Origin of the sequence: Bacillus tequilensis KCTC 13622, assembly GCF_000507145.1 — a bacterium.
GTDB classification, from domain to species: domain Bacteria; phylum Bacillota; class Bacilli; order Bacillales; family Bacillaceae; genus Bacillus; species Bacillus tequilensis.
Map to the genome: position 1 here is coordinate 246,672 of NZ_AYTO01000041.1, position 14,728 is coordinate 261,399.

Annotated in this window: 16 protein-coding genes, 1 riboswitch and 1 other annotated feature; all 16 genes read right to left on the reverse strand. The window is 44.9% G+C overall.

What is annotated here, in order from left to right:
- Positions 1-10: 10 nt before the first annotated feature.
- A complete protein-coding gene (pyrP, locus tag V756_RS0119360) occupies positions 11-1,324 on the reverse strand; it encodes a uracil permease PyrP (protein ID WP_024716120.1) in 1,314 nt (437 codons plus the stop codon).
- Between the two features lie 180 nt (positions 1,325-1,504).
- Positions 1,505-2,050, reverse strand: a complete 546-nt coding sequence (pyrR, locus tag V756_RS0119365; RefSeq protein WP_024716121.1) for a bifunctional pyrimidine operon transcriptional regulator/uracil phosphoribosyltransferase — start codon at positions 2,048-2,050, stop codon at positions 1,505-1,507.
- Positions 2,051-2,231: 181 nt separating this feature from the next.
- Positions 2,232-3,143 carry an RluA family pseudouridine synthase gene (locus tag V756_RS0119370; protein WP_024716122.1) on the reverse strand — a complete coding sequence of 304 codons (912 nt, stop codon included), beginning with the start codon at positions 3,141-3,143 and terminating at the stop codon, positions 2,232-2,234.
- A 1-nt stretch (position 3,144) separates the two neighbouring features.
- On the reverse strand, positions 3,145-3,609 hold the full coding sequence (lspA, locus tag V756_RS0119375; protein ID WP_024716123.1) for a signal peptidase II: 465 nt from the start codon (positions 3,607-3,609) through the stop codon (positions 3,145-3,147).
- A gap of 102 nt (positions 3,610-3,711) precedes the next feature.
- Positions 3,712-4,086, reverse strand: coding sequence for a sporulation-related RNA polymerase-binding protein YlyA (ylyA, locus tag V756_RS0119380; protein ID WP_024716124.1), 375 nt, complete (start codon positions 4,084-4,086; stop codon positions 3,712-3,714).
- Positions 4,087-4,234: 148 nt separating this feature from the next.
- The gene (gene ileS, locus V756_RS0119385) at positions 4,235-6,997 is read right to left on the reverse strand and encodes an isoleucine--tRNA ligase (RefSeq protein WP_024716125.1); all 2,763 of its coding nucleotides are present in this window, start codon (positions 6,995-6,997) and stop codon (positions 4,235-4,237) included.
- A 52-nt stretch (positions 6,998-7,049) separates the two neighbouring features.
- Positions 7,050-7,276 (reverse strand) — a binding site (T-box leader).
- Between the two features lie 62 nt (positions 7,277-7,338).
- Positions 7,339-7,833, reverse strand: coding sequence for a septum site-determining protein DivIVA (gene divIVA / locus V756_RS0119390; protein WP_003221468.1), 495 nt, complete (start codon positions 7,831-7,833; stop codon positions 7,339-7,341).
- A 93-nt stretch (positions 7,834-7,926) separates the two neighbouring features.
- Complete coding sequence (locus V756_RS0119395) at positions 7,927-8,700, reverse strand: YlmH family RNA-binding protein (RefSeq protein ID WP_024716126.1); 774 nt, start codon at positions 8,698-8,700, stop codon at positions 7,927-7,929.
- A gap of 61 nt (positions 8,701-8,761) precedes the next feature.
- Positions 8,762-9,034, reverse strand: coding sequence for a YggT family protein (locus V756_RS0119400; RefSeq protein ID WP_003221463.1), 273 nt, complete (start codon positions 9,032-9,034; stop codon positions 8,762-8,764).
- A gap of 6 nt (positions 9,035-9,040) precedes the next feature.
- Complete coding sequence (sepF, locus tag V756_RS0119405) at positions 9,041-9,496, reverse strand: cell division protein SepF (protein WP_024716127.1); 456 nt, start codon at positions 9,494-9,496, stop codon at positions 9,041-9,043.
- Positions 9,493-10,185 carry a YggS family pyridoxal phosphate-dependent enzyme gene (locus V756_RS0119410; RefSeq protein ID WP_024716128.1) on the reverse strand — a complete coding sequence of 231 codons (693 nt, stop codon included), beginning with the start codon at positions 10,183-10,185 and terminating at the stop codon, positions 9,493-9,495. The genes sepF and V756_RS0119410 overlap by 4 nt, the downstream gene beginning before the upstream one ends.
- Before the next feature lie 6 nt (positions 10,186-10,191).
- Positions 10,192-11,028: a peptidoglycan editing factor PgeF gene (gene pgeF / locus V756_RS0119415; RefSeq protein ID WP_024716129.1), complete on the reverse strand. Its 837-nt coding sequence runs from the start codon at positions 11,026-11,028 to the stop codon at positions 10,192-10,194.
- A gap of 162 nt (positions 11,029-11,190) precedes the next feature.
- The gene (locus V756_RS0119420) at positions 11,191-11,436 is read right to left on the reverse strand and encodes a YlmC/YmxH family sporulation protein (protein ID WP_024716130.1); all 246 of its coding nucleotides are present in this window, start codon (positions 11,434-11,436) and stop codon (positions 11,191-11,193) included.
- A gap of 77 nt (positions 11,437-11,513) precedes the next feature.
- Positions 11,514-12,800 (reverse strand): N-formyl-4-amino-5-aminomethyl-2-methylpyrimidine deformylase, encoded by a 1,287-nt coding sequence (gene ylmB / locus V756_RS0119425; RefSeq protein ID WP_024716131.1) that lies wholly within the window; start codon positions 12,798-12,800, stop codon positions 11,514-11,516.
- Between the two features lie 84 nt (positions 12,801-12,884).
- Positions 12,885-12,986: riboswitch (TPP riboswitch) on the reverse strand.
- A 12-nt stretch (positions 12,987-12,998) separates the two neighbouring features.
- Positions 12,999-13,790 (reverse strand): ABC transporter ATP-binding protein, encoded by a 792-nt coding sequence (locus V756_RS0119430; RefSeq protein ID WP_024716132.1) that lies wholly within the window; start codon positions 13,788-13,790, stop codon positions 12,999-13,001.
- 138 nt (positions 13,791-13,928) lie between these two features.
- Positions 13,929-14,711 (reverse strand): RNA polymerase sporulation sigma factor SigG, encoded by a 783-nt coding sequence (sigG, locus tag V756_RS0119435; RefSeq protein ID WP_024716133.1) that lies wholly within the window; start codon positions 14,709-14,711, stop codon positions 13,929-13,931.
- Positions 14,712-14,728: the final 17 nt, after the last annotated feature.

The following is a 14,728-nucleotide window of genomic DNA, read 5'->3' on the forward strand; positions in this document are numbered from 1 at the left end:
TTAAAAGGTTTTAGATATGATGTTGTTCAGATGTGTCAGCCTGCTCCTGCTCCTCCTTCGCCTGCGGAAGAATCAGGTTTAAGATGACACCGACAATTGCGGCAAGCGCCATTCCTGACACTTGGAATCCTCCTTGAGACACTTGGATAAAAGCGCCTCCTACACCGATCACCAGGATGACCGATGTAATGATGAGGTTTCTGTTGTTTTCATAATCAATTTTGTTGTCAATCAGCATTCTCAGACCGCTCGAAGCGATGATTCCAAACAGCAGGAAGGAGACGCCTCCCATGACCGCTGACGGCACTGAACTGATCAGGGCTGAGATTTTGCCGATAAAGCCGAAGCAAAGGGCAATCACCGCTGCGCCGCCGATAACAAAGACGCTGAATACTCTTGTGATGGCCAGCACGCCAATGTTTTCCCCGTAAGTTGTCGTCGGAGGGCCGCCGATCAGGGAAGCAAGGATTGTCGCCACGCTGTCACCCATAATGGAGCGGTGAAGCCCCGGCTTTTTAATGAAATCTTGTCCGACAACTTTGCTCAGCACCATTTGGTGGCCGATATGCTCTGACATTGTCACAAACGCGACGGGTACCATTGCCGCTGCGATGCCGAGTGTTACTGTTGGTGAATAGTCTTTGAACGGGATGACAAATTCAGGCACTGCAAACCATTTCGCGTCAAGCACCGGCTGAAAGTTGACAATCCCTTGAGTAAGGGCGAACAGGTATCCGCCGATAATTCCGATCAAAACCGGGATCAGGCTTAGAAACCCCCGCAAGAAAATCGCGCAAATAATCGTGATGGCCAGCGTAACCCCTGCGACACTGAAGTGCTTTAAGCTGTAGACCAATTCACTCGCATTCGGATCAGCGTACATCGCCATATTTACCGCAGTGCTTGCCAGTCCCAGCCCGATGACGATAATAACAGGTCCTACAACTACAGGCGGGAGAATCTTCATCAGCCATCCTGTTCCAAGCTGCCTGATCAATAAGGCAATCAGCCCGTACACTAATCCTGCCAGAAACGCTCCAATCATTGCCGCTCCCGGCCCGCCGGTCGCTTTTACAAGTATGATCGGAGAAATAAAGGCGAAGGATGAACCGAGATACGCCGGAATTTGCCCTCTCGTAATCAGAAGGTAAGCAAGTGTCCCGATGCCGCTTGTGACCAATGCTACAGCAGGACTCATTCCGACCAGCTTCGGAACTAAAATTGTTGAACCAAACATGGCAAACAAATGCTGCAGGCTGAATGAAACCCAAGAGAAAGGTGTCGGGACATCTCTGACTCCTAAATTTACTTTTTTCTTACTCATGATGATTTTCCCCCTGATTGTGAACTTTTATATTAGGATGACTCAATGACTGCATAAAAAAACCTCTTTGCTGTTTTTACGCAAAGAGGCATACAAAGACCTGCCGAATTCTTTCGGGGCTGGATCTTCGTTGTGCACCTCTTTGCAACCTCTCTGGATTGCCTTTAAAAAGGTGATCTATTATTCATTTTCATAAATGGCGACGAGATCGTTTTGATCCACCTCATCAAGCTGAACCATAACCTTTTCAGCTTTTGATGTCGGGATGTTTTTCCCAATATAATCCGCTCGGATCGGCAGCTCCCGGTGTCCTCTGTCAACAAGCACAGCCAGCTGAATGGAGGAAGGTCTACCTACATCAACAAGCGCATCCATACCCGCTCTGACCGTTCTTCCGGTGAACAAGACATCGTCAACGAGAATGACTTTTTGATCTGTGATGTCTACCGGAATATCTGCACCTTTCACAAGCGGTTCTTCATTGCTCGTTTTTTTGGAAAGATCGTCTCTATAAAGAGTAATATCGATTTCACCAACTGTTACAGGGTTTCCTTCAATCTGTTCGATTCGTTCCGCAAGGCGTTTGGCCAAGTAAATCCCTCTTGTCTTGATGCCGACAAGGATGCAATTATTCATTCCTTTATTGCGTTCAATCATTTCGTGGGCAATTCTGGTCAGCGCCCGTCTGATTGCCTGTTCGTCGAGAATGACAGCTTTTTGATTCAATGTGTGACACCTCACAGTTCATATAGAAGAAAAAACCCTCCTGTCAGAGCATAGAGGGGTTTTAGGACAAGGTGCGTGCACATACACGCATCCCGTCTATCCGTTATCCTTCTCAGCCTCTCTGGACTGTTTTAAAGAATCTATTCAGCTTCGTTTATTATTTCAGAAAAGGAACAGTCTGTCAACCGTTTTTCCTGAGGTTTTCGATTAATTCTGCCATATCCTTCGGAAGCGGCGCTTCGAATTCGACATACTCACCGGTGCGAGGGTGATCAAAGCCTAAAATTCCGGCGTGAAGTGCCTGTCCGTTAAAATCGATCGTTTTTCTTGGACCATATTTTGGATCACCCGCTAATGGAAATCCGATATATTTCATATGCACACGGATTTGATGGGTTCTTCCTGTTTCAAGCTGGCATTCCACCAACGTAAAATCTTGAAAACGCTCAAGCACATGAAAATGAGTGACGGCGTTTTTGCCATCACGCGTGACAGTCATGCTTTGACGATCTTTCTTGTCCCGTCCGATCGGCGCATCAATTGTGCCGTCATCGTGAGAAATAAGCCCGTGGACAACCGCCGTATATTTCCGCGTAACCGTTTTGTGGACCAATTGGTTTACGAGTGACTCATGCGCCATATCATTTTTCGCCACCATTAATAAGCCGGACGTGTCCTTATCGATTCTGTGAACGATTCCCGGACGCATCACGCCATTAATTCCAGATAGATCCGTACAATGAGCCATAAGGCCGTTTACAAGTGTGCCGGTAAGATGCCCGGGAGCCGGGTGCACAACCATTCCGCGAGGTTTATTGACGACCAGCACATCCTGATCTTCATAGTAAATATCCAGATCCATCGGTTCTGCCAATACGTCGAGCGCTTCCGGCTCAGGCACAGTGACGGTCACCTGATCACCCGGCTGAATTTTATAATTCGCTTTTACAGGATTTCCGTTTACGACAACTTGTCCGTCTTTCACCCATTGCTGCACCTGGGTTCTCGACCAATCATTTTCGGCCGATGCCAGAAATTTATCAATCCGCTCACTTTTTTGTTCTTCTGAAGCGGTTATATCAAATTGATTCATGCTATTGCTCCTTTTTCTTTTTCCCGCTGTCCAACAGCATTTGTATAAATAAAAGCATGACGCCGACACATAGTGAAGAGTCCGCGATGTTAAAAATCGGGTAATTGTAATCCACAATCATCACGTGGATAAAGTCAACAACTTCCTGTCTGACAGCCCGATCGATAAAGTTGCCGATGGCACCGCCAAGCATAAGTCCGAGGGCAACGCCAAGAAGCCTTTGTCCTTTTGTATAACGCTGTATGTAATAAACAATGCCAATAATAACCGCGGTTGTAATGAGGTAGAAAAACCACATCTGACCGGCTAATATCCCCCATGCAGCACCCGTATTGCGATGGGAGGTGATATAGAATACCTGATCAATGATCGGAATGCTTTGGCCAAGCTCCATGTTCTTAACGACAAGCCATTTTGTCAATTGATCAGCTGCAATAATAAGTAGTGCGATCACATAATACAGCACAAACGTTCCTCCAGTTTACGGTTACTTTAATCCATTATGCATTTTATCAATAAAAAGCCCCGGAGTAAAGATATATCAGGCATATTAGCCGGCCAGACACTGTTATTCATACAGTGCCTGACCATATTCGAGATCCGTCGATTTCCACAGCGGAAGCGTTTTTTTTTCAAATTGGACAGAATAAACAAAATCATTTGCTGTTCGGGCAGTCGGCAGCACCGCCAGCTTTGAGAGAGGAATGGCATCCCCGGTTTCTTCACAGTATCCAAATGTGCCGTTTTCGATTTTGGACAATGCCAGGAGAACATCTTGAAGCTCTTCTTTAATGTGATAGATCAGAGTTGCTTTTTGTTTATGATTGATTGCGGCTTGCGGGCTTGTTGAAACTTGAAAGCAAGAATACTCAAATAATCTCGACTGTAGTTCTTCTTTCATTAGAAGAAGTTCCGTATAAATTGCGGTCAGTTGATCATTCATTCATCACAACTCCTGCTCTTAACGTAGTACCTATATTGTTGCCTGTGAATGATGATCTAAAGCCCATAAGATTTTTCCTGCCGTTCTAAACGATGTCACTCTTGGCACGAAAAAAGCCCGGCTTTTTCCGCCGGGCCCTTTTCCTTTATTATTGATAGTATTTTTCAACGATTTCAGCGTTTCGCAGCGAAAGTGTAGGGTATTTCGGATTTGCACCCACATCTTTTGAAATCACACGCGATCTCTCACACATTTCGCCTTCTGCTTTTTCGACAATGATTTTGCCTGTCGCAAAGCTTTGCGCATCATTCGGCGCTTCATTTTCCTCGCCGATTGTCAGTTCAGAAACAATAAACAGCTGAGAAAGATTTTCTTTAATGGAAGCCAAGAGCTCTTGGTTTTCTTTGTTCGGATACAATTTCAGGTTCGCTTCCAATGATTTACCAATGATTTTTTCATTCCGCGCAGTTTCTAACGCTTTTAGCACATCATTACGAATAGCCATAAAGCGGTCAAACTTCTCTTCAGTCGCTTCGCTGTTTGGAACCTTAGTTGTTTCCGGCATGTCTGTCAGCTGTACGCTCTGCTCTTCTACAAATGTTAAATGAGTCCATAGCTCGTCAGCCGTATGCGGAAGGATAGGCGCTGACAGCTTCACTAATGCGAGAAGCGTCTCGTAGAATACGGTTTGCATGCTGCGTCTATCCGGATGATCGGCATGCTCGATGTACACAATATCTTTTGCGAAATCAAGATAGAATGAGCTCAATTCGATTGTGCAGAAATTATGGATGCTGTGATACACAACCGCAAATTCGTACTCATCGTACGCTTTTTTCACTTTTTCAATCAGTTTGTTCAGCTTAATCAGCATATACTGATCCACTTCACGAAGATCTTCGACAACCACCGCATTCGTTTTTGGATCAAAATCGAATAGGTTGCCATGAAGGAAACGGAACGTGTTGCGGATTTTACGGTATACTTCAGCAACCTGTTTCAAAATCGCGTCAGACACACGAACGTCCGCCTGGTAATCAACTGAAGACACCCATAATCTCAAGATGTCGGCGCCAAGCTGTTTCATGACTTTAGCTGGAACAACGACGTTACCGATTGATTTACTCATCTTGCGCCCTTCTCCATCCAGTGCAAATCCATGGCTGAGCACGCCTTTATACGGCGCTTTCCCTGTCACGGCTACTCCTGTAGAAAGAGATGAGTTGAACCAGCCGCGGTATTGGTCTGACCCTTCTAGATATAAATCAGCCGGGCGAACGAGATCTTCACGTTCTTCAAGCACGGCTTGGTGGGAAGATCCCGAATCGAACCACACATCCATGATGTCCTGTTCTTTTGTAAATGTGCCGTTCGGGCTTCCAGGGTGCGTAAAGCCTTCCGGAAGAAGATCTTTCGCTTCTTTTTCAAACCAAATGTTTGATCCGTGCTGTCTGAATAATTCAGAAACATGTTCAATGGTTTCATCTGTAATAATCGGTTCTCCGTTTTCAGCATAAAATACCGGAATCGGAACACCCCATGCGCGCTGTCTGGAAATACACCAGTCTCCGCGGTCACGCACCATGTTGTGCAAACGCTGCTCGCCCCATTCAGGAACCCATTTGGTTTCTTTAATGGCATTCAGGAGATCTGATCTAAAATCTTTAATAGACGCAAACCATTGAGCTGTCGCTCTGAAAATGGTTGGTTTCTTCGTTCTCCAATCGTGCGGGTAAGAGTGAGTAATGAATTCAAGTTTTACAAGCGCGCCTTTTTCATCAAGCTGCTGTGTGATCGCTTTGTTCGCATCATCATAAAACATGCCTTCAAAGCCGGGCGCTTCGCTTGTCATAACACCTTTTGCATCAACAGGACAAAGCACGTCTAAACCGTATTTTTGGCCGATGATAAAGTCGTCTTCCCCATGTCCCGGGGCTGTATGAACGCAGCCTGTACCGGCATCAGTTGTTACGTGTTCACCAAGCATAACGAGAGAGTCTCTGCCATAGAGCGGGTGTTCAGCGACAATATTCTCAAGGTCTTTCCCTTTGATCGTTCTTGTCACTTCATATTGATCAAATCCGCATGCAGCCGCAACATTTTCGACTAAAGCACTGGCTACGACAAAGCGGTCTTCACCCACTGCAATCACACTGTACTCAAGATCAGGATGCACTGAAATTCCGAGGTTCGCCGGAATTGTCCACGGCGTTGTTGTCCAAATGATGATACGCTCGCCGTTTTCCAGAACGCCTTTTCCGTCTTTCACACCGAAAGCAACGTAAATAGATGCTGAACGTTTATCTTGATATTCGATTTCGGCTTCAGCCAAAGCAGACTCACTTGAAGGTGACCAGTTGACTGGTTTAAGGCCTTTATAAATGTAGCCTCGTTTTGCCATCTCACCAAATACGCGAATTTGCTGCGCTTCGTATTCCGGTTTTAAAGTCACATACGGGTTTTCCCAATCACCGCGGACACCAAGGCGTTTAAACTGCTCACGCTGTCCCTCGATTTGCTTCCAAGCGTACTCTTCGCACAGTTTGCGGAATTCCGCTACTGACATTTCTTTGCGGTTGACTTTTTTATTTTTTGTGAGAGCCGTTTCAATCGGCAATCCATGTGTATCCCAGCCTGGTACATACGGCGCATTGTAGCCGCTCATTGATTTGTAGCGGACAATGAAATCCTTCAAAATTTTGTTAAGCGCGTGACCCATATGGATATCACCGTTTGCATACGGAGGTCCATCATGTAAAACAAATTTCGGGCGGTCTTTCGTCCGTTCCTGCACAAGACGGTAGATCTCCTCTTCCTCCCATTTCTTTTGGATGTCAGGCTCACGGTTTGGCAAATTTCCCCGCATCGGGAAATCTGTTTTCGGCATTAAGAGCGTATCTTTAAAATCCATTTTCATTCCTCCACTGCATTTTTTCAGAAAATAAAAAAAGCCCTCTCATCCCATAAGGGACGAGAAAGCTTATCTCGCGGTACCACCCTTTTAGAAAAAGCCACCATACGCTTTTTCCTCTCGAGCATCGTAACGTGATGAACGTCCTAACCTACTGTGAGTTCAGAAAGGAAACTTAAGGGCTGATCTACATGATTCCGGCCATCCCGGACTTTCACCATCTCCGGGTCGCTATGAAGGCCTGAATGAAACATGACTGTCCCTTTCAACCGTTTTTTCATCTGAATTTATGAACGTATTATATTCGACAAGCTAAGAAAATGTCAAGATAATCAGAGAATTTATTCCTTTTCCTCAAATACTGCGTCGACTTCATACTCAAGCAGATGATCCCAATCGTCATTTTTCAGAAGATCAAGCTGCGCTTCAATCAGCATTTGGAAACGTGTTCTGAAAACTTTAGACTGTTTTTTCAGCTCTTCAATTTCCATAGCGATTTTTCTGGATTTTGATAAAGACTCGTTGATAATGCGATCAGCATTTTTCTCCGCTTCCCGAACGATCAGCTTTGCTTCTTTTTGAGAATTGCGTTTTACGTCTTCAGCCGCTTCTTGGGCAACTAAAATTGATTTATTCAACGTTTCCTCAATGTTGGCAAAGTGTCCGATTCTTTCATCAAGTTCATTGACTTTCGCTTCAAGCTCAGTTTTCTTACGGAGAACAATTTCGTAATCTTTTCTGACTTGCGCTAGGAATTCATTTACTTCATCTTCATCATATCCGCGAAAACTTTTTGTAAACGTCTTGTTGTGAATATCATTTGGCGTTAATGGCATGATGCCACCTCCATTTTTACATTTCAGTACGGTTATCTAGTTCACATTATAAAACAAATTTCGCACAGATGGAGAAAAAAACTGAAAAACCGACTATTTTTGTCGTTCAAACGTCACTCTCCATTTGTCTTTTTTGGTTTTTCCTTCGATTTTTGTTAAGCTGCAGCGGCCAAAACCTCTGATAGACAGCATGTCCCCTTCTGCCACCATATAGGAAGGATCTTCAACTACCTTCCAGTTCACTTTTACGAGCCCGTTTTTTACGAGCGTCTGCGATTTCTGGCGGGATTGCCTGCTCATAGAGGCGCAGACGGCGTCAAGCCTCAAAGAAGAAACCGTGTCATCCCTTATTTCGACATCAACTGCCGGAATGTTAAGGTCTGACAAGTCAATTTTCTCTAAGCTGACCGCCGCTTTGCCTGCTTGGGTCAGCTGCGCAGCCACAAAATCAGCGGTATCGGCTGAGACAATCAATTGCACTGCTGTCTCAGAAAACACAATATCACCAAACTTTTGCCGCTTTAAGCCTATGCCCATTAATGCACCAAGCAGAGAACGGTGATCTACTGAGACAAACTTTTCTGCATAGCGGACGTGAAAAGCCTGCAGTTCAAAATGCGCCTCTTCCGGCGTCATGTACTCCGGATAGAGAATCGCCCGTTTTCGCTCCGCTCTGTCATAGCCGCCGGAAAAAGCAAGCCCGACATCGGCCTGTCCCGTAACAGCAGAGAGGATGACCTGCTCTCGGGGGTCTAAAAAGTCGGTCAGCTTCATCCTGTACTGCTCCTGGACAATACTTTTCCATTCGAGCGCCTGATCAACAAAGGCCCGCTCGTCTTTTCTGAAATGCTGATAGATATCGCTCATCGTCTTTCCCTTCTATGTAAAGAGGCTTGGCTACTGCCAAGCCCCCTATCAAACTGTCACATTAAAACGCAATCATGCGATAGAGCCCCCACAAGCCGGTTGTCGCAAACCGAAGCACAAGAATGGCTACAATCGGTGAAATATCCAGCATTGCGATCGGAGGGATGATTTTTCTAAATGGTTCGAGATATGGTTCACAAATCGAAGCTAAAAAACGCCCGACTGCTGTTTCCCTTGTACTCGGCACCCATGACATAAAAATATATATAATCAGGGCAAATGAGTATATTGTGATTAATAAGCTTAAAACTGAAAAAACTTGATAAAGGATCATCTCGCTTTACCACCTCTGATGTTCGTCTTCAGATATGAGCTCAGAAATTGTGCCTGATACATCTACGTTGTCAGGCGTGCAGAGAAAAATATCTGAGCCGATTCTTTGAATATCGCCGCCGATGGCATAAACGGTTCCGCTTAAAAAGTCAACAATCCGCTTAGCCTGGTCATGCTGTATCCGCTGAAGATTGACGACAACTGCCCGCCGATTCTTCAAATGGTCGGCTATTTCCTGCGCCTCCGCATACACGCGCGGCTCACTCAACACCACTTTAGAGGATTTCTGAACACTTTGCAAGCTCACTACATTCTGTTTGCCCGCAGGTTTGTTTGCGGTATAAGCCGGCTTTTCTTTTTGCTCCTGCTCTTCATGAGACTCCCGCTCTGTCTCAATATATTCATATTCGTATTCTTCATCATCCATTGAGAAAAAGTTTTTCAGTTTATTTTTCATACTCATTGCTGTACACCCCCTGTTTCATTTCCGACTAACGATGAGCCGATCCTAATATAAGTAGCCCCTTCTTCAATTGCAATTTCAAAATCATTTGACATGCCCATCGACAGTTCAGTACATGGAGCGTTTGGCTGTTTCAGCTCCTGAACCTGATCGCGGAGCTCTCTCAGCGCCCGGAAACAGCTTCTGATCTGACCTTGATCATCAGTCAGCGGAGCCATTGTCATCAGTCCGGCCACAACGATGTGTTTGAAGCCGGAAAGCTCCTGTATGAATGGAATGACTTCTTCTTTTTTCATGCCGTGCTTAGAAGGTTCAAGCGAGGTATTGACCTGCACAAAGCATCGGACAGTACCTTCAGCACGTTTTTCAATTTCTTTCGCTAATGAGAGCCGGTCTAAGGAATGGATATAGGAAACAGAATGGACGACAGCTTTTGCTTTTCTTGATTGCAGACTGCCGATAAAATGCCATTCCGGATTCCCTTTGATTATTTCCTGTTTGCGGAGCAGTTCCGCATCCCTGTTCTCTCCAAGGCAGGTGATGCCCGCATCCACTGCCTCCTGTGCTCTTTCAGGCGATACATATTTTGTGACTGCTATAACCGTAACTTCATCGGAGCTGCGGCCCGATCTGTTACATGCTTCGTTTATTCGCTCGTTTATATGTCGTAATTGATCAGCAACACGCACGATCTTTTATGCCTCCTTCATTCCGATAAAGGACATCATCCGTCCAGTTTTCCCCTGATCGCGGCGGTGAGAATAGAAAAGAGACGGCTCACTTTCCGTGCATAAACCGCTGACAGAAATCTGTTCATTTGCCAAACCGCTATTGATCAGTATAAGCCGGTTCAGCTCTTTCAGATCAAGCTGATATTGTGCCTGTCCCGTCTGATTCACGGCACGGTCTGCTGAAATCGGCAATGCCCGGACAGCATCCATGACACGGTCGTCTACTGTATAGCATGCCCCGCTGATAGACGGCCCAATAACTGCATGAATATCTGAGAGATTTGACCCTTCCTTCTCAGTCCATTGCTTCACCATTTCTCTGCCAATCTGTTTGACGGTGCCTTTCCACCCGGCATGGGCGACCCCGACAAGCGATTTAACCGGATCATAAAAGAAAAGAGGCACACAATCAGCAAAGCATAATGCCAAAAACACATTTTTTTCATTTGTGTAAAGCCCGTCCGTTGCTTTTAGAGCCGTGTGATACTCACGTGCGCCTTTTCCACTATCCCTCTGCGTCACTTTCTGAACGCGGTTATCATGTGTCTGATCAGCAAATACCCAAGACTGCAAATCAATATTAAACATATCGGCAATATATTCGCGATTTTTAACTACATCTGCATCTTTGTCATGAACGTGCAATCCTGTATTTAACGATTCAAAAGGCTTTTGGCTGACACCGCCGTTTTTCGTCGTAAATCCGGCAATGACTTCCCTATTGTTTTGATTCGTTTTTGTCCAGTCTTGTATCATGAGTGTCGAGGGTGTGGTAAGACTGAATGGGTGATATGTATTCATGATGATCCAACCTTTCGACAAACATTTAAAAAAGCGAAATTTCCCACTTATTTTACCACATCTTTCTGCATTCGTTGAGCGCCGATTTACATATTTCTAAAATGAAATGTGCCGGAAGAATCGAGACTTCCGGCAATTTCCAATCGACAGCAAACAAGCAGGTTATGTATGCGGTTCATTTAATCGGACCAAGATGACATCTTCCCCGATTTTTACTATATTTCGCCATGGAATGACCAATTCCTCTTCTTTTCCAAAAAATCCGAGAATTTTCCCATTTCCCCCTAGTATGATCGCCTGAATTTTGCCAGTGGTCACATTGATATCAATATCACCAATACTCCCCAGCTTTTTTCCGTTTGAGACATTGACGACATCTTTCACCTGAAATTCTGAAATGCTGATCATTCCATCACGTCCCTTTCCCGTCCTTTTGTTCAAGTATATGAACGGGCAGGCTGAACCTTGTCAGCAAGAAGAAATTTTCATGGCCGCTGTTCTTTTTTACTGCTGCACCAGCTGATGATAAAATCGAGTATGATTTTTGTATACTCTACCAGGTGCTCAATCGCTACCTTCTCGTTCACGGAGTGTGCATTGTGCAGATCGCCAGGGCCGTATATGACGCATGGAATACCGGCATCATACAGCCATCCGCCATCTGTAACCGATTGAGAAACGTCAATAATTGGACACTCCCGTTTCACTTTCTCATGGGAGGCAGTAAGCGCTAAGACGCCCGGGTAGCCATGATCAACTTCCAGTGACGGAAAAATTTCTCCCCTGTCTTCAATTATAGAGGAGCCTCCCCACCTGAAGACAGGGCGGTTTTCCCTAAGCCAAATGTCACTGTCACTCAGCCGATTGATGTAATCTTCTATTTCCGCAGCCACTTGGTCATGGGTTTCATTCGGATAAAAATGGACTGTGATCCACAGCCGGCATTCATCCGCTATAAAAGCCGCATGTCTGCCGCCTTCTATAACAGCCGGGTTAATTGTATTTGTGCCCGGTGTAAAGCCGGGATAACTTTTCATAATGGACCAGTGGCGTTCAAGTTCACCGAGGCCCGCAATGATTTTCGCCATTTTTTCAATTGCGCTTGCTCCGAATGTTCCTCCGCCTGCATGAATCATATTCCGTCTCGTTCCATCATGAAATGTTTGACTACTTTTGATTTCAATCCATCCTGTAATGACACCGCCTTGGCCTTGAATATGCATATCGCTCGTATCCGCGACAATTGCAAAATCAGCGTTGTAGCCCCTCTTGCAGCATTCAAGCGTGCCGGCTTCTCCAACTTCCTCCCCGATAACCGATTGCAGAATCAGATCACCGGGAAGTTCAATGCCAGCTTCACGAATCAGTTTGACAGCAAACAGCACACACGCCATCCCGCCTTTCATATCAGAAGCGCCTCGCCCGATTAAGAGACCGTTTTTTTCAATTGGATGGAACGGGTCATGCTCCCATTCTTCATCCTCTTTTACCTCTGCCACATCTACGTGACCATTGATGATCAGGCTATGATAATCTGCTGAGCCAGTTCCCTTTAGGTGGCCTACAACATTGGGATCTCCAGGGTACACATCCCATTTGTCGATCAAGAATCCTAATTTATTTAAAAATCCCGAAATCCATGACTGAATCCCCTCTGTATTTCTTGCAGGAGGAGCAGGTGTTTGATAAGAAATCAGCGTTTTAGCCAGCTGAATAAGCTCCTCCTTTTGTTCTTCCACTTTTTTGAGCAAAGAGTCTATTTGTTGATCCAATCGAATCCGCTCCTATTTCTAAAAATAAAAAGCCGTTTCACATGTTGTGAAACGGCTTAATCAAAACAAACAGAGTCCTTTGTACTCTGCTTTTCACCGCTTCCCTCCGCTGGCATGATCCAGATCAGGTCATAAGGGTTGAGACAATGTCTCTCTCAGCTTCGCAAAGCACCCCTAGGATGAATCGATATGTGTTTGTCAGGCATTTATCGGCTCGGCTCTTGTTAAAAACGGCCGATCCCGGTTCCATAATACATGGATTGCCGTATCAAAAAAAGCGGAAAGTATGTGATCAGTAAGCATTTCCTTTATTTCCCCTGATCTAAAGACCTCTCCCTGTTTTAGCAAAAGGGCTTTGTCAAAGACCGGCAAAATTTCTTCCGCATGATGTGTCACATAAAGGATCGATGGCGCATTTTCTTTGTTTGCAATGTATGTAATCGTATCTAACAATTTTTCCCGGGCAATAAAGTCCAAACCTGTGACTGGTTCGTCAAGTATCAGAAGCTCTGGATCAGCCATTAGCGCTCTTGCGATCAAAGCTCTTTGTTTTTCTCCTTGAGACAGGGTTTCATAGCGGCGGTCGGCGTATTCAATCGCTCCCAAGTCCTCTAACAAACCAATCGCTTTTTCCCTCGTTTCCGCACTTGGTGTTTCATATAATCCTATCGAAGCGTAAGCTCCGCTCAAAGCAATTTCAAATGCTGAGTCTGTGGGATAAAATTTTTGCTGAAGAGCCGCAGAGACGAGGCCGATTTTCCGTCTGAGTTTCTCCCCAAGCTCCGTTTTGCCAAATTCATGGCCAAGCACCTGCATCTCGCCTGCTGTTGGAAAATAATAAGAACAAAGCATATTTAACAGTGCTGTTTTTCCAGCGCCATTCAGCCCGTAAAGCACCCAATTTTCCTTTTCTTTCACCTCCCAATCAATATCCTTTAATATCCATTTTCCATTTCGTTTTAGTGAGACATTGTCTAGCTGCAAAATCATCTTGAGTTACTCCTTTTGTAATTGTTTTAATTTTCTTAAAACTCTGTATGGACTAGGATACCTCATTTTTCCCAAAACGTAAACCGCCCGAAATCAATAGAAAAGCCTTTAAAACAAAATTGTTTTAAAGGCTTCTCATTATTGATGAATGTTCTTATTCATTTGTTTGATAGCCGCTTTTTCAAGCCTGGACACTTGCGCTTGGGAAATGCCGATTTCTTCGGCTACTTCCATTTGAGTTTTCCCTTGGAAGAATCGCTTTCTCAAAATCATTTTTTCCCTCTCGTTCAGCCTTCTCATGCCCTCTTTTAAAGCAAGCTCTTCAATCCATTGTGAATCTTTATTGCGCTCATCGCTGATTTGGTCCATCACATAAATCGGGTCTCCGCCGTCGTTATAGATCGGTTCAAATAAAGAGACCGGATCCTGGATGGCATCAAGCGCAAATACGATTTCCTCATGCGGTACTTCAAGAACTTTTGCGATGTCTTCGGCAGTCGGCTCCTTGCTTGTCTCACTAATTAACCGCTCTCTGACCTGAAGTGCCTTGTAAGCGATATCCCGGAGCGATCTTGAGACGCGGATCGGGTTATTATCGCGTAAATACCTGCGGATCTCGCCGATAATCATAGGTACAGCGTATGTTGAAAACTTCACATTGTGGCTTAGATCAAAATTATCAATGGATTTCATTAGTCCGATACAGCCGACCTGAAATAAGTCATCAACATACTCTCCTCTGTTATTAAATCTTTGAATGACACTTAAGACAAGACGCAAGTTCCCGTTTACAAGCTTTTCTCTTGCTGAATCATCACCTTCATCCTGCAGCTGCCGAAACAGCCTTCTCATCTCTTCATTCTTGAGTACTGGTAACTTGGAGGTATCAACCCCGCAGATTTCGACTTTATTTCTCGACACTTTTTTCCCTCCCTACA

What these genes read in the sequence shown, in the direction of transcription:
- V756_RS0119420 (WP_024716130.1), bottom strand. Translation starts at nt 11,436, where the DNA reads ATGATCAGCATTTCAGAATTTCAGGTGAAAGATGTCGTCAATGTCTCA.
- sepF (WP_024716127.1), bottom strand. Translation starts at nt 9,496, where the DNA reads ATGAGTATGAAAAATAAACTGAAAAACTTTTTCTCAATGGATGATGAA.
- pyrP (WP_024716120.1), bottom strand. Translation starts at nt 1,324, where the DNA reads ATGAGTAAGAAAAAAGTAAATTTAGGAGTCAGAGATGTCCCGACACCT.
- pgeF (WP_024716129.1), bottom strand. Translation starts at nt 11,028, where the DNA reads ATGAATACATATCACCCATTCAGTCTTACCACACCCTCGACACTCATG.
- ileS (WP_024716125.1), bottom strand. Translation starts at nt 6,997, where the DNA reads ATGGATTTTAAAGATACGCTCTTAATGCCGAAAACAGATTTCCCGATG.
- ylyA (WP_024716124.1), bottom strand. Translation starts at nt 4,086, where the DNA reads ATGAATGATCAACTGACCGCAATTTATACGGAACTTCTTCTAATGAAA.
- divIVA (WP_003221468.1), bottom strand. Translation starts at nt 7,833, where the DNA reads ATGCCATTAACGCCAAATGATATTCACAACAAGACGTTTACAAAAAGT.
- V756_RS0119400 (WP_003221463.1), bottom strand. Translation starts at nt 9,034, where the DNA reads ATGATCCTTTATCAAGTTTTTTCAGTTTTAAGCTTATTAATCACAATA.
- V756_RS0119395 (WP_024716126.1), bottom strand. Translation starts at nt 8,700, where the DNA reads ATGAGCGATATCTATCAGCATTTCAGAAAAGACGAGCGGGCCTTTGTT.
- V756_RS0119370 (WP_024716122.1), bottom strand. Translation starts at nt 3,143, where the DNA reads ATGAATCAATTTGATATAACCGCTTCAGAAGAACAAAAAAGTGAGCGG.
- V756_RS0119430 (WP_024716132.1), bottom strand. Translation starts at nt 13,790, where the DNA reads ATGATTTTGCAGCTAGACAATGTCTCACTAAAACGAAATGGAAAATGG.